This window comes from Fulvitalea axinellae, from assembly GCF_036492835.1.
Classification (GTDB): Bacteria; Bacteroidota; Bacteroidia; order Cytophagales; family Cyclobacteriaceae; genus Fulvitalea; species Fulvitalea axinellae.
On the sequence record NZ_AP025314.1, the window covers coordinates 3,020,433 to 3,043,678 of the forward strand.

Here is a 23,246-nt window from a genome sequence, read left to right on the forward strand (position 1 = left end):
GCAAAAACACAAACTTCAAGTTCAAATAAAACCCTTAAATGATTCGGTTTTTGCAATACAATCGATTTTTGATTGATTTTTTTACCCAAAAAAGATCTTAATGATGAAATTTTAAAAAAATAGGATAAAAAAAGACCCATCAGGACAATCCCGATGAGTCTTTCTTTTGAACAGGGTAAATTACAAACCTATTTCACGTCATTTTTCGTAATTCTCTTCTCAACATCCCTCCAATCGAACACTTTGAAGGTTTTATCCGAAGACATAGCCACAAAGAAGCCTTTTGGAAACTTCTCACCCAAAGGCTGAGAGATCGACTCGGAACCGTCACTTTCCAACGTGGGCGCAGAGAACGCCGAAAGCTCAGGATGGTTATTGGCGTTGTCTTCCGCTCCCTCGCGCGGGAACACCCGGAATTTGTTCGCCTGCTGATCCGAAACCAGGATATAGCCGGTAGTCTCGCCAGTTGTATAAATCGAGATTCCTTCGATATCTTCCTGAAATCCGGTCTGTCCGAACAGAGCCAACTCCTCGGCGCCTTTTTCAGGATCGGCGTAATATTTACGGATTCCGAACTGCTCGTCAGAATAGTAAACAAAACCGGATGCGTCATCCACGCAAATCGCTTCGATCTCTTTCTTGCCACTGAACGCTCCGAACTCACGAACTTTCTCGCCAGCCACGGCGCCAGCCACGTTTTTCAATTCGTATTGCCAAAGGTAATTCTCCTGTGGCCCGTCTTTACGCCCCACAATAGCGAAGATGGCGTTGTCGGTCGGGCGCTTATACAACGCGACCCCCATCGGACGATTGAGCGAATCACCTTCAAAAACCGGAATTCCGCCGTTATCAATCGGCTCAAGCGCCGGCAGGCTATAAACGCGGATCATATTACGCCCGCGCTCGGAGAATACGGCGATATCGAGCGTATCATTACCCAATACGAATCCGTACTCAATATCCACGTTATTCGGGCGGTTCAGCCCACGAACCATCTTGCGGGTTTTTCCGTCAAGACCAAAGGCGTAGATGGCGCCTTCCACATCTTTGTCCGTACCCACTATCAAGCTTGATTCCGGAGAATTGGCGTTATACCAAATCGCCGGATCGTCAGTATCGTGGAAAACAGTATCGGTAATAACCGTAGCCTCAAGCGGAGCCAACGGCGCTGGTTTTTGAGTAACTGAGGCTTCCTTTTTTTCGGCTTTCTTTCCACAAGAAGTGAAACCGGCCAAAGCCAAGGCGAGAACTAAGTAGCTGTACTTTTTCATATCGGTAATTAATGTATCAGTTCGAATTCATAGTGATTGAGGTGAGCTTTTCCATTCTCAAAGAATCGAGAACCTCTCCTGTAGATGACGAAATGGCTTTCATTCGCAATGATTTGCCTTTGATCTCGAAAACAGTAAAGTGACCTTCGTGAGCGGCTTTGGCCACGATATCACCTTCGTCGCAGTTTTCAGGATCCGGCGACCATTTCTTTACGCTTTTGAGCTTTCCCCCCGCTCCGGTCGTTATGCTTACGAAGCCTTCTTTAATTTCCGGCAGGATCTCCAAGCCGGCGTAATCGGCGAGAACTTTTCCGTCGGCGCCATATGGCTTGAGTCTTTCGTAAGTGTGGGCGTGGCCGTTCAGCACAAAATCAACGCCTTGCGTAGCGAACACTTCGTAAAGCTTAATCACATGCGGATAATCGTCTTTGTAAGTGCAGGTACGACCGTTGTGGTGCAGGTAAACGAAAACCCAATCGTATTTCCCTTTGGCTTCCGCCAAATCATTTTTCAACCATGCGACTTGGTTATCACGATCAAAAAACTCCCCTTCCCGGGAATCCAAAGCAATGAAATGGGCATTGCCATAATCGAAGCTGTAGTAATGCTCGTTACCCGGCAGTTGCCATTCTTTAGTAAAATTCCTGTCCGGATTCACATGCCAGTCATGATTTCCCAAAGCAGGGTAAAACGGAATGTTTTTCATTATCGGAGCCAGCGGTTTGAAGAAATGCTCGTCATAGCCGTGGCTTTCGCCGTCAGGGTAAACGATATCGCCCAACCCAATCCCGAAGTCGGGACGACGCTCCAAGATGTTTATCCGGTTTGCGGTTACGGCCGGAAAACCGCCCTCATCGGCAGGCTCTCCGATATCGCCCATGGCGTAAAAACTGAAATCGGCAATTGAGTCGGCAGGCTCTGTTTTAAAGTAGTAATCTTCGCCAGAAGCCAGCACCTTCCCATTGGTGATGATCTTGTAATAATATCTCTTTCCCCGCTCAAGACCTTTTAGCGTCGCGTAATTCAGCGTATTGTACTCCTGTGGCTCCACTATTCCGTCCACCTCCGTCATAGTCGCAGTGTCCAGACCGAAAAGGACCTTGCAAGTTTCAGCCTTGGCGTTCGTCTTCCAAAGAACGCTTGCGCTGTCGCTAAAAACCGCCTGCAAATACGGCTCGCGCAAAAGCTCAAGAGTATCAGAAGCCGACGCTCTCCCCTTACGCCCCGGACCGCAAGAAAACGTGCCGAAAGCAAGAACGAGCACCAACATTAGAGACCAAATCCGAAACGCGAACCCCTCTTTACAAAACAACTTCATTTCGTATGATATCTTATTCATTTATAAAAACTTGAAAAATCTTGCCTGAAATGTCGGCAAGAAAATACAGTCACAGAAGTGGCCGGCACCTTAAGAGGCACCGACCGCATCAGCATGTAACTTATTTGAACAAATCGAACTTTACGCCCATGTTGAATCTTGGGCCGTAGTATTCCATTTGCCTAACCTGATCGCTACTCGACTGGTAGTAACGCAAAGGTTGGTTAGTCAAATTATTGGCTTCAATGAACCATCTCCAGTTTTTGGTAAAGCTGTAAGAGGCGTTGAAGTCCATAAAGAATTGCTTGTCGTAGTAAGCGTCCTCGAATTCTTTCTCGGAAAGCTCGTCAAGGTAATCGCTTGTGTAGTTTATCGAAAGGCGCATTGAGAGACGCTTTCGCTCGTACGAGACAGAGAGGTTCCAAGTGTTCTCGGCCGTTTGCGGAAGCGAGAGCCCATCCTCTTCGTCGCGCACTACAAACCCGAAAGCTTCGGACTTGGTATAAGTGTAGTTGGCGTACAATCCCAAACCTCCGAGCACACCCGGCAGATAGTCAAAGTTGTGCTGGAAGGCCAATTCAAAACCGTAAAGGTTAGCGTAATCACCGTTCAACGGCTTGGTCAAGTCCACTTCGGAACCGTTGAACATTACGTCCTTCTGCTTGAGACTGTACACGAAATCGTCGATTCTTTTGTAGAACGCTCCACCAGAAACAAGGCCCAAACCTCCGAAGTAGCGCTCGTACATCAAGTCGAGGTTCATTGACTTAGTAATGCCCAAATCCGGGTTACCGATTTTTATCTTGTCCCGATCGTCGTTGTACTCGGCGTAAGGAGCGAATTCGATATACTGAGGACGAGCCAAAGTGTTGGTCCACGCAAAACGCAAGATTGAGTTATCCGGCATCGAGTATTTCACATGAAGCGCAGGCATTACGTTAGTGAAATCATTCTTGGCGCTTTTCGGCGTTACCGACTCGTCCGCGTCGTCGCTTTCTTCCCTATAATCGTAAGCCGTGTAGTCAAGGTTGGTCTGCTCAATTCTCAATCCGCCCAAGAAATCAAACCTACCGACACGGTGCGTAGCCATGGCGTAACCGGCGACAATTCTTTCATCAGCCTCGAAGTTCCCGGGGATATACTCATCCTTTTTCAACTCCAGCTTTCCGTTTTTACGCATGGCGTCGAAATCAAGGTCAGCCAAGAAGTCTCTCGAAACGAAATTTCCAGCTACGTAATCGCCCGCAAGGAAATCCGATTTTGTTTTATCCACCAACGGACGGTCTCCCATTGACTCATAATCGTCGCCGTCATATTCTTCGTAAATATTGTCACGAACCTTGCGCTTGTCTTTGAATTTACCGCCAAACTTCAGGAAAGAATTCACACCCAAAGGCACTTTGAAGTCCAGCCTGGTTCCGAAATCTTTTTCGTAAGTCTCTTGCTGCTCTTGGTACAATTCGTCAAGCTCGAAGTCAGAAACCGGAATGTTGTTCGGCGTCATGTTCGGCTCGTCCCTGTCGCTCAAATCCACATTGAAATCCGCCTCTTCGTAAACGTACTTCACGTAACGCTCGTCCGGACGATCCTCAGAAGCTTTAGCCCAGTTCACGGTCCAGTTCATCTGCACTTTACTTCCGAGCAAGTGCTCACCGCCAAGCGAGAAAAAGCGAGTTCTCTGATCCTCAAGACGTGTTTTCTTATTGTCGTGGCTACCAGCCTTCGTTTCGATCTCAATCACGTTTCCACCGTCTTCCGCATCCGGTCTTGACACGCCAGACTCGTCGGGCATTTGAAGATCCGTGTATCTTAGCTTGTAGCGATTCTCCCAGTCTTTACGCTGGTTGTACATAGCGTTAAAAAAGAGCGTGTTATTCTGGTTAATCTTGAAATCCAAAGCACCCGACAAGCTGATTCGCTCACGAGCGAGTTCATAAGTACGAACATCCATTTCGGAGATAAAAGTCTTTCCATCATCTTCGTCCCACTCGAATTCGACGTTATCGGAACCCAATGAGTGGTAGTTGTAAGAAGCGCTCAAAACCATCCCGAGCTTGTTCTTGAAGAAGCGATTGCCCAAAACCAATCCGCCTGTCCAAATCGGTTTTTCACGCAACGTGTTGTATCCTGTAGCGCCGGTGGCTGAAATCCTGAACCCTTCAGGCGCCGACTTTGTCACGAGGTTTACAGCGCCACCGATGGCGTCGGCGTCCATATCCGGCGTTACGGTTTTGCTCACCTCAATGGCTTTCACCATGTCTGCGGGAATAAGGTCGAGCTGTACCGAGCGAATCTCGCCTTCGGCCGAAGGAACTCTTTCGCCGTTTACAGTTACCGAGTTCCAAGCCGGAGAAGTACCGCGAACTACGCCGAAACGGGCCTCGCCTTGGTCGTACTGCATCGTGATGCCGGGAATACGCTTCATAGCGTCACCGATATTGGCATCAGGAAACTTGCCCACCTGGTCAGCCGCAACTAAATTAGTCACGTTAACATTGTTTCTTTGGCGGTTCAAAGCCGCCGCCTGTCCCTGAATCCGATCGGCAGTTACCACCACTTCGTCACCAACCAAAACTCCGGGCTTCAAGGCTACCTTCAATTCAGCCACTCCTCCGGCGAGCACTTCCACAGGATGTTCAGTCGTTTCATAACCCATGTAACTGAAGATCAGAATTTCGGAACCGGAAGCCACGTTAAAAAGCTTGAACTCTCCGTTGATATCCGTCACGGCGCCAACCCCAGCGGCTTTGGCCAAAACAGTCACCCCCGGCAACCCCTGATTCGATTCCGAATCGAGAACTCTACCTCGCACCATACCCTTTTGGGCATTAGCCGTAAAAAAAGCGAGAAGAAAGAAAGCCGTCATAAAAAACCTCAACGACCTGTAGTTTTGTAGTTTTGCATTCATAGCGATAAGCTGAAAAGATTACATTTTGCTCCACAAATTTATGGGCAATGCTTGGCTTATCGTTTATCAAAAAATTAAGCGTTATTAAGTCAAAAAAAACATCTTATCCGGAAAATCATCAAATGTTAAGTAATCATCACTGGAAAATTTCTTGCAAAAAAAAGGGTAAACCCTAAGGTCCACCCTCCATATCATCACCTTGTCTCTCTAAGTAAAGAGATTCTTCAGGTTAAAACCGACATTACTATAACAGTGAAATATCAGTCAAAAAGATTCACTACAACACCCACTCCAAAATTCCAGTAGCCTTGCGAGTCCACATCTTTAGCTCCGGCCATATAGTTATATTTGGCGTTCGCCATGATTCCAAAACCTTGGTAACCGATTGGAATAATGAACCCAGCTTCTGGTGTTAACCCAAAGTGCCAAGAATCATCTCCATAAGTCTTAAGGCTCATATCAAAGCTACGTTCCAAGCTAACCGCCCCGACACCCAAACCTACGTAAGGCCTGATAAACTCGTAAGTATCGAAATAATAGTGACCCGTCACCATAATCGGAATAGCCTCGATCTCGCGGTATTGGTTACCTTCCACAATTCCGTTATCGTATTCGATTCGGCCATCCTCAACAAACTCGTCGAAACCGTTCCAGCCGAAAGAAAGACCAACCGAAACCCTTGGGTGGACAAAGTAACGGCCGTCAAAAGTAACGCCCCTGAAAGACATGTCCGAAACGAAATCGTTAGTATTACCCGTCGGCGAAGCCATGTTGTAGGAAATCCCCATCAATCCGGTCTGCTGCTGTTGCGCAAACACTGGCGAAACCGCCAAGACCATAACCAACGCCCCAATATATTTGATTAGCTTCCTCATTTCTTCTGCTCTTTCTTCAACTCCACGAACAATTTCACAAACTTCTCAACACCTTCCTCTACCCTCTTTTGGTAAGAGTCCGTTTGGCTCGACGATGGGATCAACCCGTCAACTACCCCTGTACATATAGCTTTGATTTTGCCATCCTTGTTCTTCTCCCTAGTCAGGTCTAGCATATCCATATAAACCGTACCTGTCTTGTAACTAACATTGACTATATAAGGGTAGCGCACGCCTCCCCAATAACCACCTGGCAACCATGGACTCCATCCGCCTGGGTACCAAGGGTAAGAAACGTAAGTATAACGAGTTTTTGTAGCGTAAATCGACATTGGGATATGTAGGTTTTTCACTTTCTGCTCTTCCGTCAATTCATCCACCTTTTCTACGTACTCATACCCAGCCTCAATCATTTCGTCTTTCAGAGTAGCGAGCAAGGCCTCGTCAAAATCATCCTCGAAGACGATATTGTTATCTGGATTTTTTTCGTCCTTAATGTATCGTATCGTATCCGGCAAGCTAAAGGTCTCGTACTTCGACAAGTCAGCCTCTTTGTCATAAAAGGCGCTAACAACATCCGTATCCTCGTAGGACAAATCATTATCCGGCATGCAACCGGCCACCAATACAGCACCGAAGAGACAAAGGCTCAAAATCCACTTCACCTTCGGCATTCCCCATCTCTCTCTCATTACTTCCATATGCTCTATCAAGTTAATCACACATCAACTTATCACTTTGTCAATTCGAGTCAAAGACACCGCAGTTAGCTAAGGAGGTTGAAACAAAAGCAAAAAAAATCCCGCGAACCTTTGTTCCCGGGATTGAGTAAATGTATCGTTGGATAAAATTAACGACGTCTGCGTCTTTTTGGCTTTCTGCGCTTCGGTGGCTTATAGCGACCTGGTCTTTTTGGTCTTCTTTTGTAGGTGCCTTTGGCGAAGTTATACGTTAAACGGACAGCGGTGGTGGTGTAGGCGTCGTCGTTATCGGGATTACCTCGAACAAACCCACCGTATGTGAAGTCTTTCGTCTTATCAATATCCCCATTATTTGCCGCAGTTATAAAGTTTGCTGCTTGCTTACCATACGCCAACAACATTGCTATTTGTTGCTCCTCTCCTTCCAGGTTTTGAAATGAATTTATAGAACGATATTCCGCCTTGCTAACATCATCAAGATAATCCGTAAAAACAGCCCTGTATGTAAACTCAATTCCAAGGGAAAATTGCGGGTTTATCTCGTATTTGACACCTACCCCTAAAGGAACAACCATAGCGAACTTTTCATACTCCTCGCCATTGGTTTGAAAATCTCTTAAGTCATAAGATGTCCCATCTACCTTAACGGTAGGATTAAACATCAAGGCTCCAACACCAACAAAACCATACGGTATAATCGACTTTCGGGTAGACGATCTGTCCTTTGCGTTATTATCAAAAAGCTCCGCCTGAAGAATTCCCGCAAACTCGTAGTTTATGGAATTAAAAGAAAGGCCTCTTTCTTCGTACAGGTCTTGACCACTCAAACTTATCAAAGAAGCGTCAAAGCCCACCTTCACATGAGGGAACACCCTGTAACGCATGCCCAGATTAATGTTCGAACCAAAGTTATTATAAGGCGCATCGTCAGCCAAATCACCATAATAGGTAGACGAACCTACCCCTACGGTAACTTCCAAAGGCGAACTGCCAGCTTTTCGCACAAAGGACTGCGACACCCCATCGTACGTGAAAAATCCCAGTAAAAATAACAGTAATAGTAAGCGTTTCATTTGGGCGATTTTATCGTGTCACTTTTTGATTACAGTACACAAATTCTACAAAACGTATTTTCCTACAATTTTAAATATAAAAAATTCATGATCAAAAAAAAAGAAATGCATATCTGGAAAAAAAAACAAGCTTCCCGAACAATGAGCCTGATTTCCATGTAATGAAATCGAAGTTTTTGACCAACATTCACTAATGTAAAATCTATGATTCTTACAGATAAAGAGCTGAAAGATTATTACAATGGCCTTCAAAAAACCATTGAACTAAATTTAAAACTATTGCAGGACGGCATCGTAGAACCCGAAGCACTTGCAGAAGAGCTCGAACAGCTTGAGCAATTAAAAGAAAAAATCAACCAAACGCTACTAAAAAGGAAGAAGGAACAAAAAAAACAACTATAAAATCATCAGTAAACTTTTGAGCAACTAAACAGATTTTGATATTCCATGAAAAGCGACAACAGCACAATCCTTCACCGGATTCAGACTACTCAATAACTGTCAAAAAACTCTGGCAACGTTTTCTTGCTTTATTTTCCAACACGGAAGAGCATGCTTCCGATTTCCTTCCTAAATTCGCACACACAGGACACCCGTTTCCGGCAGGACCTTCATTGGTGCCCATTGATTTTTACCGAATCGCCCGGGCCGGCGGGCAGAATCTTACCTTTAAACAGAATTTGTTGTCATGGCAGACAAAGCTATTTTGGACAAAGCCAACGAATGGCTCACTAGCGACTCCGTTGACGAGGAAACCAAGGCGGGAATACGCCAGATGATCGAAGCGGAAGACCAAACCGAACTTACCGACGCTTTTTACAAAGACCTTGAGTTCGGCACCGGCGGGCTCCGTGGCATCATGGGGGTCGGGTCAAACCGTATGAACAGGTATACTGTTGGAAAAGCCACCCAAGGACTCAGCAATTACATATCGGCATCTTTCCCCGGCGAAACGACCAAAGTGGCCATCGCCTATGATTCAAGAAACAACAACAAGCTTTTTGCCGACGTAACCGCCAGTGTACTCTCAGCCAATGGTATTGAAGTATACGTTTTCGAGGAAGTACGTCCTACTCCGGAGCTTTCTTTTGCCGTAAGGCACTTGGATTGCAACGCTGGTATCGTAATCACCGCATCGCACAATCCCAAAGAATACAACGGCTACAAAGTATATTGGAACGACGGTGCGCAAATCGTTGCTCCGCACGACAAAAACATCATTACAGAGGTTAATGCAATCTCTGATCTTGCCGATATCAAATTCGAAAAGGATCCCGCCAGGATTCACACCATATCAGATAGCGTCGACAAGGCTTATATCCAATCGATAAAAGATCTTTCACTGTCGCCGGAAGCTGTTCAGCGTCAAAAAGAACTAAAACTCGTTTTCACTCCGATTCATGGATCCGGCATCACTATGGTTCCAAGGGCTTTGGAGGCTTACGGTTTCACAAACGTTCACATCGTTGAGGAGCAAGCTACTCTGGACGGAAACTTCCCTACAGTCCCTTATCCCAACCCCGAAGAAACCGCAGCGATGCAACTCGGGCTAGACAAAGCCAAAGCGTTGGACGCCGACATTCTCTTCGCAACTGATCCTGACGCGGACCGCGTGGGAGTTGGCATGAAGAACCACCATGGCGAATGGCAATTACTCAACGGAAACCAGACCGCCGCTCTTCTGACCTATTATCTTTTGGAAAAATGGAAGGAAAATGGCAAAATCGACGGCAAAGAGTACATCGTCTATACGATCGTAACCTCTGACCTTCTCGGAAAAATAGCCGAAGGTTATGGAGTGGAGTATTTCACAACACTGACAGGATTCAAATTCATTGCGGGCGTAATCCGTGACTTGGAAGGAAAACGAAACTACATAGGCGGTGGCGAAGAAAGCTACGGCTACTTAGTCGGCGACGCCGTGCGAGACAAGGACGCTGTTTCGGCTTGCGTTATGTTCGCTGAAATGACTGCTTACTTCAAAGACAAAGGCCTTTCGGCATTCGATGTTCTTATCGATATGTATTCTCGTTTCGGCTTCTATTACGAAGAGCTTGTTTCTCTTACGGAAAAAGGAAAGGCCGGCGCCGAGGCTATCCAAAAACGTATGGCCGATATGCGTCAAGAACCGCCTAAAGAACTTGCGGGCGAAACTGTCACCAGCATTATCGATTACGCTAACTCAACGGAGAAAAACCTTGTAACCGGAGAGACTTCGGCTGTAGACTTTCCTTCTTCAAACGTTCTGCAGTTCATTACTAACAAAGGGTCAAAAATCTCCGCCCGCCCTTCTGGTACAGAACCAAAAATCAAATTCTACTTTAGCGTAAACGGCGACCTCGCTGACAAGAACCAATTCGACGAAACTCTTTCTTCATTGAAAGAAAAGATAAAAGCATTGAAAGCGGATCTAGGCATTTGATTTCGATTGGCTCCAAAATAAAAAACGGGAATCGAAATTCGATTCCCGTTTTTTTATCAATGGAAAAGTGGTTTTTATTTCTTCTTCAAAATAAAGTATTTGCCCTCTCCGTAATACAGCTCTACCGAATTACTCTTAATCGCAACCTTATAAAGTGTCTGATACTTATCGATAAACGATCGATTTATCGGACAATCTTCACTTACAACGACACCCTTAAGTGAATTAATCGGCGGAATTTCAAACTCGTACCCTTCCAACTTGACCTTATATGTTCCGTTGTAGGTTTTACCGTCAATCTTTAAGGTCAAATTGCCATCCTGAAAAACAGCTTCCACGTCAGGGCAAGAATCCACATTTTCTTGGCTAAAGTCTTCATCAACTATCTCCGCTACATACCAAGAACCATTTATCAAATTATTTACGGTAGGGGTTCCGTCCTCGTCGCAGCTAAAAGCGAACATGATCGGCAAAACCGCCAAAAAGGCGAATTTGACCATCAAATTTTTAAGATTGTAGTTTTTGTAAGCTTGTCTCATTGTCGCTATTGTTTGGAATCTATTTTTCATAAAACTAAGTACAACTATGACAAAGTTAAGCATCTAATAGTTAAACACAGCTTTATTTCCTTAAAAAATAGTCTTTTTCACAGCAACACAAGGCCATCCCTACTGACCTTTCGGCCTTTCGTCGTCGTCTTTAAGCGCTCTCATCAATTTATTCGCAAAAATAAAATCACGAAGCTCCTCACATTCCGTATCCAAAATCTCATAGTTATGGCCTTCCCATAACTTTCTTCCTTCACGGATAAAAATGATATTCTCCCCGATATTCATCACCGAGTTCATATCATGAGAAACGACAATAGTTGTTGTTCCCAAATCTTTTGTGAGCTCCATGATCAAATCATCTATCAGAATCGAGGTTTGGGGATCCAATCCAGAATTCGGTTCGTCACAAAAGAGATACTTCGAGCTGTTCACGATTGCCCTGGCAATTCCAACCCGTTTTTTCATTCCGCCACTGAGTTCCGAGGGCATTTTGTCGTTGGAACCTCCCAAACCCACTTTTTCAAGGGCGTCATTAACTTTTACCCTTTTCTCCTCATAAGGCAGTTCCGTAAGCATATCCAACGGAAACATCACGTTTTCCTCCACATTTTTGGAATCGAACAAAGCCGCTCCCTGAAAAAGCATACCTATCTCCTGCCTCACCTCTTTTCTTTCCAACCGGTTCGCTTCGGTGAAATTCCGGTCATGAAAAAAGACACTGCCCTCATCAGGCTCCACAAGGCCTACAATAGTTTTCAGAAAAACGCTTTTCCCTGTACCGCTGGCCCCGATAACCATATTCACTTTTCCCGCCTCGAAACGAGCGCTCACGTTGTCAAGGACAAGTTTGTCCCCGAAACTCTTCGAAATGTTTTTTGCCTCAATCATCCCTTACTGTCCGCCTTTTTAATTACAACAGTACTTGCGCCAAGAAGTAATCAGCGCACAAAACCGCCACACAGCTTGAAGTAACGGCATCGGTACTCGCTTTTCCAACTTCCAAAGCTCCGCCACGGGTGTAATACCCTTTGAAAGCAGAAATGGAAGCGATCAGAAAACCGAAGATAAACGACTTGATCAACGCGAAAATCAGGTTATACATCTTGAAGTCAAGACGAAGCCCGTTAATATACTCCACAGGACTAAGCTCGCCCGACAGGGTTGTGGAAAGATAACCGCCGTAAAGCCCCAAAGCCAACGCATAAATCACCAATACGGGATAAGTAAAGGTACAAGCGATCACTTTCGGCAAGACCAAATATGAAGAGGAATTAATCCCCATCACATCAATCGCGTCAATCTGCTCGGTAATACGCATCGTTCCCAACTCACCGGCGATATTCGACCCTACCTTACCGGCAAAAACAATCGCCGTAAAAGTCGGAGCGAGCTCCAAAAGCTCCATTTCCCTTACGATAAAGGCGATTACATCTCTGGGAACAAACGGATAAGTCATGTTATACGCCGTCTGGATAGCCGTCACCGCACCGATAAACACCGATACTAAGGCGACGATCATCATCGAATTCAGGCCGATATTCATACACTCGTCAAGGGTGCGTTTCAGGTACGTTTTAAACGATTCCCTGTTTATCAGCAAACTACCCAGAAAGTAAAAATACTTATTAACACTTTTCAGCATGCTCAATTTCATTATTTCGCTTGGCACGTCAACGACGCTTGAAGATTCGAAGCCGGAAATTACGAAAAAATACTCAATAACAGCATGGCGAGGTTCATGCCAGAGTGTTATCCGTAGAAATCCGCGGTCGCTTCACGGCATCGTTTTTTTCGTTTGCGAACCGTAAACGGCCACCAAGGCCCGGCCCGAAACACTAAACCCACAGATACGAAGAAGTTATGCGAAGCCCTTTGAAGGCCATTTTTGTAACCTGGCTGCCCCTTGGGCGTCACTTCATATTCAAAACCCATTTTCCGCGTGGCTTCCTGAAAGCAGACATTGCCATACAGAATTCCCTTCGTATCTTTACGGTACATGCGCCAATAGCGTTTCCGTTTTTCATTTGCCCTGTTCGGAAATCTCTTTTCCATCACCACAGGCCCTTCGTCCTTTTCATAAGGCTTGGCTTTATGCTGGGACATGGCCGGCAGAAAAATTAGCGTTGCGCAAACTAGGAATAAAAGTTGTTTCACGTACCCAAGTGTTTTTTAACCAAATTAGGCAAAAAAAATAGCCCTGTCAATAAGACAATAGCTTCCAAAAGCACATTCGGCATTTTGGAGCCTATGGCATATTCTCGGCCTCACAAACATGAAAAATCTCGTAAGTTTCGTTATCAAAAATATTCCGCGCAAATATCTTCAACTATTCGCGCATCACGGACTTAAAGTCGCTTCATTATTTTATATAGGAAAAGGATCGACTTGCAACGTTTGTGGAAAGTCCTTCCGCAAATTTATGCCTTACGGCAGAAAACCTCCACGTGAAAATGCGCTATGCCCCAACTGCCTTACATTGGAGCGCCACAGACTGATGTGGGAATATCTAAAAGAAAAAACCGATTTCTTTACAGCAAAACACAAAGTGCTGCACGTAGCGCCGGAGCTCTGCTTTATCAAAACGTTCGAGGGCATGAAAAACCTCGACTACGTAACGGCGGATTTGGAATCACCTTTGGCAAAGGTGAAAGCCGACGTCCAAAACCTTCCTTTCGAAGACAACAGTTTTGACGTAGCCTTCTGCAACCACGTGATGGAACACGTAGACGACGACATAAAGGCCATGAGCGAACTTTGCAGGGTTTTGCGACCTGGCGGATGGGCCATCATCCAATCGCCACAAGACATGTCCAGGGCGGAAACTTACGAAGATCCGACCATCACCGACCCGAAAGCTCGGGAAGAGGCCTTCTGGCAATCTGACCACGTCCGCCTCTTTGGCAGGGATTATGGCAAACGACTGGAAAAGGCCGGCTTTAAAGTTACCGAAGATGATTTCGTGAAGAAACTTGATCCCGAAAAGGTCAAGCTCCATGCTTTTCCTTCGGAAGAGATCATCTATTTCTGCCAAAAACCTTAACCCATTAGCACGTCCCCGAACAATTGGGGACGTACTTCTTTTTCAACTCGCCGATTTCACTTTTTCAAGCAATAAATGGCTTGACCCTGAACATATCCCAGCATTTCCACAAAAGATTCATCCACAATAGAGGGAAAAGGATCATTTTGGCGTCCGTCATTAGGAAACAGCCACACAAGCGAACTACACTGTTTTAGCTATTGGTTGATTTTTACATTAAAAAAATACGTTTCAAAATCCTGTCGCCAAATGAGGTACTTGTTTTCAATTCCTTTTCTGATTTTTCTTACCGATTGTTCGTTTTCCCAAAACAAAAAATCGCAAACAAATTCACACATAAGATCCTCCGCCTTTAAGCCGGAAACTTTTTCAGATAACTGGAAGTATGTAGGCGAAGCGATTAATGAGCCCGGTTACGACATTTGGGGGGGCTCCCCTATCAGAGACGAAAAAGGAAATGTCCATATTTTTTGCGCTCGCTGGAAAGCCGACATTCCATTCGAGAAAGCATGGAGATACGACAGCGAAATCGCTCATTATGTAGCGAAAAAACCAGAAGGTCCATTCAGGTTTGTAGAAGTTGTGGCGAGCCCCAGCACGACTGGAAAAGGTTGGAAAACATCCGGGTTCCATAATCCCAACATCAGAAAAGTCGGAGATAAATATGTCTTGGTTTTCATTGCCAACGACGGAGCAAAAACGCACGGCCCTACCCAGTTCATTGGGATGATGGTAGCCGAAAGCCTAAACGGCCCTTGGAGATCGATTCCGGACGATAACAATCCAATCCTGAAAACTTCCGAAGACAAAGACGTTTGGTGTTTTGACAGTGGTTGTGGCGTTACAAACCCGTCACTAATCGCCCACCCTGACGGTCGATTCTTACTTTATTTCAAAGCCATGACCGGCCCTCGGCCAAAAGGCAAGGTAAGTATGGGCGTGGCGGAAGCTAAAAAACTCGAAGGCCCGTATATTATCCGCAATAAGCCAATCACATCAAATGAGAAAATGATTGAAGACGGCTACGCGTTTGTCTGGAAAAACCGGGTTTGCCTTTTGACAACGGACAACCACGGAATCCTCGAACATGGCGGAGGTGTTTTATGGGCTTCGGATGACGGATATAGTTTCTCTTCAAAAGTACATTCAGGCTTTCATCATTTCGGGAAATATTACTTAAAAGGGAATATCCCGGAAAGCGCAAAAGCACACTATAACAAAGACCCTAAATTCGAAAGACCTCAAATTCTTTTTGACCAAGACAAAGAGCCGGAATACCTCTACTGCCCTAGTGGAGTAGCTATAGACGGGAGTGATGGAACAAACAGCTACGTCCTAAAATACAATAACATAAAACTCCAATAACCGAATTCAGATAACATTAACTTAGGCGAAAAGAAAACCTACACGCCTTCTCGCCTAAGAATGTTTATACCAACCTCTAGCCTAGCCCGAGGCTAATAATCGTTTCATTACCGTTTCTTTAAAACTGGCCCCAACCGGTAATTTTTTATCTCCGACCAACAGCATATTCCCTTCCACGGCTTTTACTTTATCCAAAGCAACGATATAGGATTTATGTATTCGCATAAAATTGTTTTCCGGTAATTGGTCAACCAAACTTTTCAACGATTCCAAAGCTATTATCCGTTCTCCTTTTACATAAAACGACACGTAAGCTTTTAAGCCTTCGATATAGTCGATATCCTTATATTTTACAATATGGAATTTACTGTCAGATTTTACGACTATACTATCATCTAGATTTTTCCTCGTCGCTTCCGAAGTTGTTCCCAATCTCTTGATCGCCTTATTTACGGATTCGGCAAAACGCTCGAAAGAAAACGGTTTTAATAAATAATCTACCGTATCAAATCGATATCCGTCCAAAGCGTAATCCGGATAGGCAGTGGTAAAAATAACGGCTGGATGTCCTGACAATGCACGAAGCATTTCAATTCCCGTCAGATCAGGCATTTGTATATCCAAAAAAATCAAATCCACTGATCGTTCCGCCAATATCTCCATAGCCTCCAAAGGCCCTTCGCATTGACCGATCAGTTCCAAACTAGGGAATTTCTCCACAAACTTAGCTAAAAGAACCCTCGCCGGATATTCGTCGTCGATTATTAGACACGTCAATTTTTTCATCCTCACTAAATCTTTTTGATTCTCAGACAAACCCGAAATACTTCTCCTCTGTTTTCGATGGATAGCTTATGATTTTTGGGATATAATAATTCCAATCTTCTCCGTACATTTTCATGGCCTATTCCCCCTACTTTGTCCTTGGTATAATTCTTTTTAGGAAGGCTATTTTCCGCTACAAACTCCAATCGTTCCGAATTATTACTTAACGAAATGCTCACCCAAGCACCGTTTCTTTTTTCCACACCACTGTGCTTAAAACAGTTTTCGATAAACGGCACAAAAAGCATCGGGGCAATCATATCATCTTCGATTTCATTTTTTTCATAAAACCGAATATCCTGAGGTTCTTCTGTTTTTAATTGTTGCAGTTCGATATAGTTTCTAATATATGCCAGCTCACTACTTAAAAGCACTTTCTCGTTTTTGCATTCATAAAGCATATATCGCAGCATCTCGGAAAGCTTCAACAACGCATATGGAGCGTTTTTCTCTCCTACTACAGTCAACGAATAAATATTATTCAACGCATTAAACAGAAAATGGGGATTGACCTGTGAACGCAAAAACTTCATTTCGCTTTCCAAACGCTCTTTTTCCGTTCTTTCCTGCAAAATCCGCTGGGCTCTCGCTTGTTTCAGTGCGCTAACCACCACGCTGATTGTAAGTGTTACGGCCACTAAAAAAAGATTAAAAAACAATTCCCCGTGTTCAGAAGAATGATGCTCCTCTCCGGATTCTTTGGAAAAAAAATTAATAATCCTATTTACAGGTGCCTGAAGTTCTCCATGCTCTCCCCTAACCGAAAAAGCTTTATCCGAAAAACTCATTACCACAATCGCCAACGAAGCCCCAATAAATAGGTAAAACAAGTATCGATACGTTTTCCGTTTCTCCAGTAATCTTGGAAAAAGATAAAACATATTGAAATAGAAAAGAATCGCTTGCATTCCAGCCGAAACCCCTGCTCTAACCCAAGCCCCTTCCCCATCCACAGAGCCTGAATAAGCGATCCGAAGCAACAGGAAATACAAACACCAAATCAACGCTTCCGCTAAATGCCCTGCGTTTCTACGTACTATTTCAGGTAGCTCCATTTTTATACAGTTCGCTCCAATATAGCCTTTCAGACACCAACAGCCAATTTATTTGAACCAATACAGTGGTATTCCGAACGAGTAAATACTTACAGCTAATAACCGATATTCGCTTATCGAAAATAGGATTTTCTTATTGGTTCGAAATATCGACTCGTTGGTTCAAAAAAATTTCCCTCCACAAGTTCCTCAGCTACTTTTGAAACATACCACCGCAGGAGAATTGCGGGAATTATTAATCACTAAACCATTAAAAAAATGAAAAAGATCGAAATCGGCTTAATCGCCTCGACTGTCTTGTTCGCTATGTTATCATTTAACGGCGTAATCTACAGTGATCTATTGTCAATCGCATCTCTTATTGCCCTTACTGCTGTGTTTTTGAAGTCATGGGTATCAAAATCATCAACGGGAGTAAAAGAATACATCCTTAAAGGGGCAACAGTTGTCGCTCTGTCCGGATTGCTTTTTATCCCTCCTTTCGTTTACGCCAACGACACCGAAAACCCTACCGAATTAAAACAGGATAAAAAGAAAAAGAAGAAAAAAGAGAAAAAGGAACACAGCCATGATGGCGAACACAAAGGAGTGCACGAACATAAAGAAAAGAAAGAGATTCCGCATAAAGAAGGTATTGACCATAAACTAAAAGAAAAACCGGAGGCTCCACATAAAGAAGGACGTGAACACGGAAACCACGGGGAGCATAAAGAAGGAAAAGGGCACAGCGAAAGGGAAAAGAAAGAGCATGCCCATAAAGAAGGGGAAGGCCATGGCGGGAAAAAAGAGAAAAAGGAGCATTCTCACGAAGAGGGAAAAGACGAATAAGCCATTAAGAGCGAAAACCGGGATCCATTGTTAATGAAGGATCCCGGTTTGATTTTAATAAATCAGTGAACCAATTCCAGAGTACTGGTTCCGCCACTTTTTCTAACGACTTTAACTACTGTCCCGATTCGTTCTTTCATCGCTTCCACATGAGAAATCACGCCAATCATTTTTCCGGTAGAACGAAGGCCGTCCAAAACGGCCAAAGCGTCATCGAGGGATTTGGGATCGAGGGTTCCGAAGCCTTCGTCTATAAACAGACTGTCGAGACGCACTTTTTTGCCAGTTAAATCCGAAAGGCCAAGAGCCATGGCCAAGCTCACCAAAAACTTTTCGCCGCCGGAGAGCGTACTGATCGGCCGGCTATCGCCGCCTTGGAAACGGTCAGAAATAGAAAGCGACAGATCCTCGTCCTCCGTTTTTCGCAAAACGTAACGGCCATTCAGGCGTTCCAAGTGGACATTCGCCAATCGTATTACTTGACGCAGTGTGAGCCCTTGCGCAAATTTCCGCAGTTTATCTCCTTTGGCAGAACCGATAAGCTCGTTTAACGAACGCCAACGGGAATATTCCTTTTTTTGCGCTTCCAGTTCACCGGTTAATTCCCCGCTTTCTTTTTTCGCTTTTTTATCAGCTTCCAATCTACCTTCCAAGCGCCCTTTTTCCTCCAGTTTCCCGGAACGGTCATATTCTATTTTCGATAAATCGGATTCTAATTCCGAAATTGATTTCTCAGTTAATGCCTCCTTTAGAAGTTTTTCCAAACGGGTTTTCTCCAATTCCATTTTCTCGGAAATAAGCAACCCTTCTTCTCTTATTTCACGCTCACGATTACGTAATTCAGGCAATTTTTCTAACTCACCTAATACATCGGAGAGTTCATCCTCACTCGTGAATCCATTTTTTAATAACCCTGTAGCAAATACTCTTGAGTCCGTTTCTTCAGAAACAATAGCTTTTTCTAGGGACTCTTCCGTTAAGGTCTTCTCTTTCTGAAGAACCAAGCATTCATTCCCTGCTTTACGCTCCTCCACCGAACGGTCATCCAATCCCTTAGCTAATTGGCTTTTATTTTTTAAGAATTCGGTTCTATCCTTTTCCGGGTCATTCTCACCAAAAAGGCTTTTTCTTTTTTCAACCAAAGCCTCTTTCTCGGCTTTTGATTTATCGTAATCCAGTTTTCCCTGATCAAGGAAATTTTCTTTTTGATTGATCCCCGCTTCTATCCTAATCCTCTCTTTTTCCAATAACTCTAAACGCCCCCTTATTTCCTCAAGATCATCAGAAGCTTTTTCCGCAATACGGATTTTATTTCCCAATTCCGTTTCCAAGTCAACAACAGGAATTCCATATGTATGCCCGATATCCTCCGCCGACAAACGAAGCTTATCCAATTCCGGACAAATCTCTTTATCGAACCTTTCTTTCTGATCGGCTATAGATTTATCTGTATCATTTATATTCTTTGAAATCGTCTCCAATTTTTGAGAAACTAAATTCAATTCGGCCTTAGTACTCTCAACCTTTTGAGTCAATTCGTTTTTCTTCCGGTCAAAAACCCAATATTCCTCCTGTTTCCTTTCGGCTTCCGCCAGTTCTTTTTCTAATGAAAGTTGGGCTCCCTCATGAGTTTCTTTAATCAGGATCGTTTTAAGGCTTCCCCCAGCGGTTATAAAATCATTTTCTAATCCCGATTTCTTTTCATACAATCTTTCTTTCGATACTCCCGATTGTTGCAAACGCTCCTCTAAAGCCGAATGCCTCAAAAGATCTGCCTCCCTCTCCGTTTCGGATTCAGCTATTTCTAATTCCTTATTCTTTATCTTTTCATCCAATGAATCCTCTTTTGGGCTCGAACCGTTCGACCAAGGGTGGTGCTCGGAACCGCAAAGCGGACAAGGTTTCCCATCTTCCAAATGCTCCCTATGCTCTTCCAGACTTTTTATCAGAATCTCCTGTTCCTTTAATTGGCGCAAAGCCTCTAGATTAGAGCGTTTTTCAGTTAAAATTATTCCTTTATTCTCTAAACCGGATTGACTCTCCCTAATATCATCAGAAAGGTTCTTAATCGTTTTTTCCAGTTCCCCGAGTTCACCAACCAAATCGGTAAACAGAGCAGATGTAAAATAACGTTTTTTCGAACGTTCCAATTCTATTCTATCCGTTTGAATCTTTTCAGCGTATGCTTTAAAGTCAAAATTCAAAAACTCATCTGGAGTATCCGTAATTAGTTTCTCAAGAACTTTATCCCCCGCTTCCAATTCGCTTAATAGTGCGTCCTTTCGCTTTCCTTCCGATTCCAACGCCTTCAAAAGAGTCTCTCGACTCCCGTTCCATTCCTCTTTTTTAGAACGAACGGTCGAAGCTTCATTTTCAACCCTTTTAATCTCCCTTTGTAGTTCCTGAAAATCCCGTAACGCAGTTTTAAGATTGTTTAACTCTTCCGTTCCCAACGCTACTTTCGCCAATTCCTCCTTTTTCTCTTTTTCGGTTTTGGCTTTAACTTTCAAAACCTTTATTTCCCCTTCCTCCCGGTTTTTCTCATTCAGCACCTCTACAAGGCGGACTTTCTCAGCCCTCAATTCATCCGATTTTTTGGAAATATCTCGGTCCAAAGTCAAAACTGTATCCCAAAGCGCACGTTTTGCCTCTTCTTCCGACACCAAAACGTTTAATTCTTTTTCCGTTTCTTGTTTTAGCTTTTTTACCGACTCGTATTTTCGATTAAGCTCAGGCAGTCGTTCGGCTATATTTTTTAATGTCGCTTCATGTCCTTTTTTCTGGTTTCTCAGCTTTAATAAATCGTTATAACTAGCTTTTAATTCCCCAGCTTTCTCCAAAACCGAAATACGTTCTTTACCCGATGCGAAAGCTTTCATTTTTTCAGTCCAGAGTTCGTTCTCTTTCTGGACATCTTCCAGACGTTTACGGGTATCCTTCAGGTCATTTCCCCATTGAATCGCATTTCCTATTTTTTTCGATTCACTGGTCAAAAGCAAAATCGAAGATTCTATTTCTTTCAGCTCTATTTCTAACTGCTCTTTTTGCTCAATACTCAGAAGTTGTTTTTCGTTTAAGCGAATTTCCAGATCGTTAAGTTTCCGCTCCTCCAAGCCAGCTCTTTTGAACGCCGCAACAGATATTTCGGAATACGCTTTAGAGCCCGTGATTTTTTCCAGAAGCTCTCCACGCTCGTTATCATGCGCTTCGATAAACTTTGTAAAAGCACCCTGCGCCAATAAAACCGCCCGGGTAAAACGCTCGAAATCCAGCCCTACAATCTCCTCGACTCGTTTTTCTACTTCTTTAATCTTGCTGGCCAAAATATCTCCTTTCTCTTTATTCAAATTGAGACAGGCCAACTCCCTTTGTGGGGTTTGTAATTTCGCACCCACTTTTCCCCTAGCCCTGCGCAACGTCCAAGAACTGCGGTAAACTCCGTCTTTTGTTTCGAAATCAACTTCGGCGGAACATTCCCCGGTACCGTAGGTCATCACCATTTTAGTTTCGCCTTGGGGGCGGGCTATTTGGCCGTAAAGCGCCAAAGTCAAAGCGTCAAGTATAGTGGTTTTTCCAGCTCCGGTATCTCCTGTTATGGCAAAAAGTCCCGCTTCTTTGAAAGGACTTTTATCGAATGACAGACAATGGGAACCTTTTAAGGAATTTATATTTTTAAAACGTAATGCGAGAATCTTCATTTCCGAGCTATGTAATTTCAAAATCAATTAAAACGAGAAAGGAATATTAAAGCTTAAACCGTAGCCTCCACTCGCATCCATTCCAGTAATTCGGTAAAGGTCTTTTCCAAATCCTCCGTTTTTTCATCCGAATACCCTTTGCTAACACATCGTTTCTTAAAAATTTCCATTTCCGATAATTCGTCAAGCGATTCATTGGAATCGATTTCTTCATTATCGTTTCTCAGATCCAATTGATTCGATATTTTTAATAACTCTATATTTTTTCCCTCAATTGCTTCCAAAAGCCTCGTTCGAGCCATCGGATCAGCCTCTACCCCTTTCTCATATTCCACTACGGCTTCCGCCCATGCGCAAAGTTCCCACGCAGAATCATCCAGGGTTTTAAAATTCTTTTCCAATTGTTCGATATTGCCCCTAAAGCGCAACAACTGTCGCGAAACCGGAACTTTTATCCGTTCCAGTTCCACTACTTTGTTTTCGATATTCAGAATTACTATTTCCTTCGTATCGTTCCTTTCGCTAAAACTTAGGGGAATCGGCGAGCCGGAATACCGCACTCTATCGGAACCGCCGATACGTTGGGGCCTGTGCAAATGGCCTAAAGCCACATAATCAAAAAGATCGGGAAAAGCGGTAGCCGACACTTGCCCTAGATTACCGATATGGATATCGCGTTCGCTATCGGAAGCCTCTCCGCCAGCGGCGTATAAATGCCCAGTGGCCAAAACCGGAATTCCCGATTTCGAATAATCGGAAACCATTTCCGCCAATTCCGTATAATGGGATTCTATTCCTTTTTTTACTGCCATCGCTCTGTCTTCGTATGATTCTCCCGCAACGGAAAAACGCAAATCCCTATCGCGTAAAAACGGCACGGCCGCTATTACAGCCTCAATCTCCCCGTTCTGATCTCTTAAAACGATTTTTTCTTTTTCGAAATCAATTTCACCCTCATCGTTTTTCTCTGCACAACCAATTACATGTACGTCCATTTCCTTTAAAACCTCTTTCGGAGCGTTTAGCACGGCGGGCGAATCATGATTTCCACCTGTTATTATTATATGCCGACATGTTGTGGTCCGTACTTCTTTCAAAAAATCATAATACTGCTTTAAGGCATAATTAGGAGGTGTAGCCGTGTCGAAAATATCACCGGAAACGATTAAAATATCAGCGCCTTCCGTTTTCATAAAATCAAGAAGCCAATCCAAAAAACGCTGGTGTTCTTGGGCTCTATCATATTGAAAAAAACGTTGTCCTAAATGCCAATCAGCCGTATGTATTACTCTCATTCGATTTTTTGATAATATCAA

19 protein-coding genes are annotated in these 23,246 nt (G+C 44.0%); 5 read left to right on the forward strand and 14 right to left on the reverse strand.

The window, feature by feature from the left end; all coding sequences use genetic code 11:
* Positions 1 to 188: 188 nt before the first annotated feature.
* The 6 genes from AABK39_RS11415 to AABK39_RS11440 form a co-directional block, all read right to left on the reverse strand.
* Positions 189 to 1,271 (reverse strand): phytase, encoded by a 1,083-nt coding sequence (locus tag AABK39_RS11415; RefSeq protein ID WP_338391479.1) that lies wholly within the window; start codon positions 1,269 to 1,271, stop codon positions 189 to 191.
* 16 nt (positions 1,272 to 1,287) lie between these two features.
* Positions 1,288 to 2,610, reverse strand: coding sequence for a purple acid phosphatase family protein (locus tag AABK39_RS11420; RefSeq protein ID WP_338391480.1), 1,323 nt, complete (start codon positions 2,608 to 2,610; stop codon positions 1,288 to 1,290).
* Between the two features lie 100 nt (positions 2,611 to 2,710).
* The gene (locus AABK39_RS11425) at positions 2,711 to 5,497 is read right to left on the reverse strand and encodes a TonB-dependent receptor (RefSeq protein ID WP_338391481.1); all 2,787 of its coding nucleotides are present in this window, start codon (positions 5,495 to 5,497) and stop codon (positions 2,711 to 2,713) included.
* 260 nt (positions 5,498 to 5,757) lie between these two features.
* On the reverse strand, positions 5,758 to 6,372 hold the full coding sequence (locus tag AABK39_RS11430; protein WP_338391482.1) for an OmpW family outer membrane protein: 615 nt from the start codon (positions 6,370 to 6,372) through the stop codon (positions 5,758 to 5,760).
* A complete protein-coding gene (locus tag AABK39_RS11435; protein WP_338391483.1) occupies positions 6,369 to 7,073 on the reverse strand; it encodes a DUF4136 domain-containing protein in 705 nt (234 codons plus the stop codon). The genes AABK39_RS11430 and AABK39_RS11435 overlap by 4 nt, the downstream gene beginning before the upstream one ends.
* Before the next feature lie 149 nt (positions 7,074 to 7,222).
* Positions 7,223 to 8,146, reverse strand: a complete 924-nt coding sequence (locus tag AABK39_RS11440) for a DUF6089 family protein (RefSeq protein ID WP_338391484.1) — start codon at positions 8,144 to 8,146, stop codon at positions 7,223 to 7,225.
* 204 nt (positions 8,147 to 8,350) lie between these two features.
* Between AABK39_RS11440 and AABK39_RS11445 the strand changes: the two genes are divergently transcribed.
* The gene (locus AABK39_RS11445; RefSeq protein ID WP_338391485.1) at positions 8,351 to 8,548 is read left to right on the forward strand and encodes a hypothetical protein; all 198 of its coding nucleotides are present in this window, start codon (positions 8,351 to 8,353) and stop codon (positions 8,546 to 8,548) included.
* 286 nt (positions 8,549 to 8,834) lie between these two features.
* A complete protein-coding gene (locus AABK39_RS11450) occupies positions 8,835 to 10,568 on the forward strand; it encodes a phospho-sugar mutase (RefSeq protein WP_338391486.1) in 1,734 nt (577 codons plus the stop codon).
* A 74-nt stretch (positions 10,569 to 10,642) separates the two neighbouring features.
* Here the strand turns inward: AABK39_RS11450 and AABK39_RS11455 are convergent, their stop codons facing one another.
* The 4 genes from AABK39_RS11455 to AABK39_RS11470 all read right to left on the reverse strand — a co-directional run bounded on the left by AABK39_RS11455 (position 10,643) and on the right by AABK39_RS11470 (position 13,273).
* Positions 10,643 to 11,107, reverse strand: coding sequence for a hypothetical protein (locus AABK39_RS11455; RefSeq protein ID WP_338391487.1), 465 nt, complete (start codon positions 11,105 to 11,107; stop codon positions 10,643 to 10,645).
* Between the two features lie 129 nt (positions 11,108 to 11,236).
* Entirely contained in the window at positions 11,237 to 12,007 is a 771-nt protein-coding gene (locus AABK39_RS11460) for an ABC transporter ATP-binding protein (RefSeq protein ID WP_338391488.1), read from the reverse strand.
* A 22-nt stretch (positions 12,008 to 12,029) separates the two neighbouring features.
* Positions 12,030 to 12,773 carry an MlaE family ABC transporter permease gene (locus AABK39_RS11465; protein WP_338391489.1) on the reverse strand — a complete coding sequence of 248 codons (744 nt, stop codon included), beginning with the start codon at positions 12,771 to 12,773 and terminating at the stop codon, positions 12,030 to 12,032.
* Positions 12,774 to 12,868: 95 nt separating this feature from the next.
* Entirely contained in the window at positions 12,869 to 13,273 is a 405-nt protein-coding gene (locus AABK39_RS11470) for a hypothetical protein (protein ID WP_338391490.1), read from the reverse strand.
* Positions 13,274 to 13,391: 118 nt separating this feature from the next.
* Between AABK39_RS11470 and AABK39_RS11475 the strand changes: the two genes are divergently transcribed.
* Positions 13,392 to 14,159 carry a class I SAM-dependent methyltransferase gene (locus AABK39_RS11475; RefSeq protein ID WP_338391491.1) on the forward strand — a complete coding sequence of 256 codons (768 nt, stop codon included), beginning with the start codon at positions 13,392 to 13,394 and terminating at the stop codon, positions 14,157 to 14,159.
* 249 nt (positions 14,160 to 14,408) lie between these two features.
* Positions 14,409 to 15,524 carry a glycoside hydrolase family protein gene (locus AABK39_RS11480; RefSeq protein ID WP_338391492.1) on the forward strand — a complete coding sequence of 372 codons (1,116 nt, stop codon included), beginning with the start codon at positions 14,409 to 14,411 and terminating at the stop codon, positions 15,522 to 15,524.
* 81 nt (positions 15,525 to 15,605) lie between these two features.
* Here AABK39_RS11480 and AABK39_RS11485 read toward each other — a convergent pair whose 3' ends face one another.
* Positions 15,606 to 16,310 (reverse strand): LytR/AlgR family response regulator transcription factor, encoded by a 705-nt coding sequence (locus AABK39_RS11485; RefSeq protein ID WP_338391493.1) that lies wholly within the window; start codon positions 16,308 to 16,310, stop codon positions 15,606 to 15,608.
* A gap of 5 nt (positions 16,311 to 16,315) precedes the next feature.
* Complete coding sequence (locus AABK39_RS11490) at positions 16,316 to 17,404, reverse strand: sensor histidine kinase (protein WP_338391494.1); 1,089 nt, start codon at positions 17,402 to 17,404, stop codon at positions 16,316 to 16,318.
* Between the two features lie 258 nt (positions 17,405 to 17,662).
* Between AABK39_RS11490 and AABK39_RS11495 the strand changes: the two genes are divergently transcribed.
* Complete coding sequence (locus tag AABK39_RS11495; RefSeq protein ID WP_338391495.1) at positions 17,663 to 18,232, forward strand: hypothetical protein; 570 nt, start codon at positions 17,663 to 17,665, stop codon at positions 18,230 to 18,232.
* 62 nt (positions 18,233 to 18,294) lie between these two features.
* Here the strand turns inward: AABK39_RS11495 and AABK39_RS11500 are convergent, their stop codons facing one another.
* Positions 18,295 to 21,930 (reverse strand): AAA family ATPase, encoded by a 3,636-nt coding sequence (locus AABK39_RS11500; RefSeq protein WP_338391496.1) that lies wholly within the window; start codon positions 21,928 to 21,930, stop codon positions 18,295 to 18,297.
* Between the two features lie 53 nt (positions 21,931 to 21,983).
* Positions 21,984 to 23,225, reverse strand: a complete 1,242-nt coding sequence (locus tag AABK39_RS11505) for an exonuclease SbcCD subunit D C-terminal domain-containing protein (RefSeq protein WP_338391497.1) — start codon at positions 23,223 to 23,225, stop codon at positions 21,984 to 21,986.
* Positions 23,226 to 23,246 lie beyond the last annotated feature (21 nt).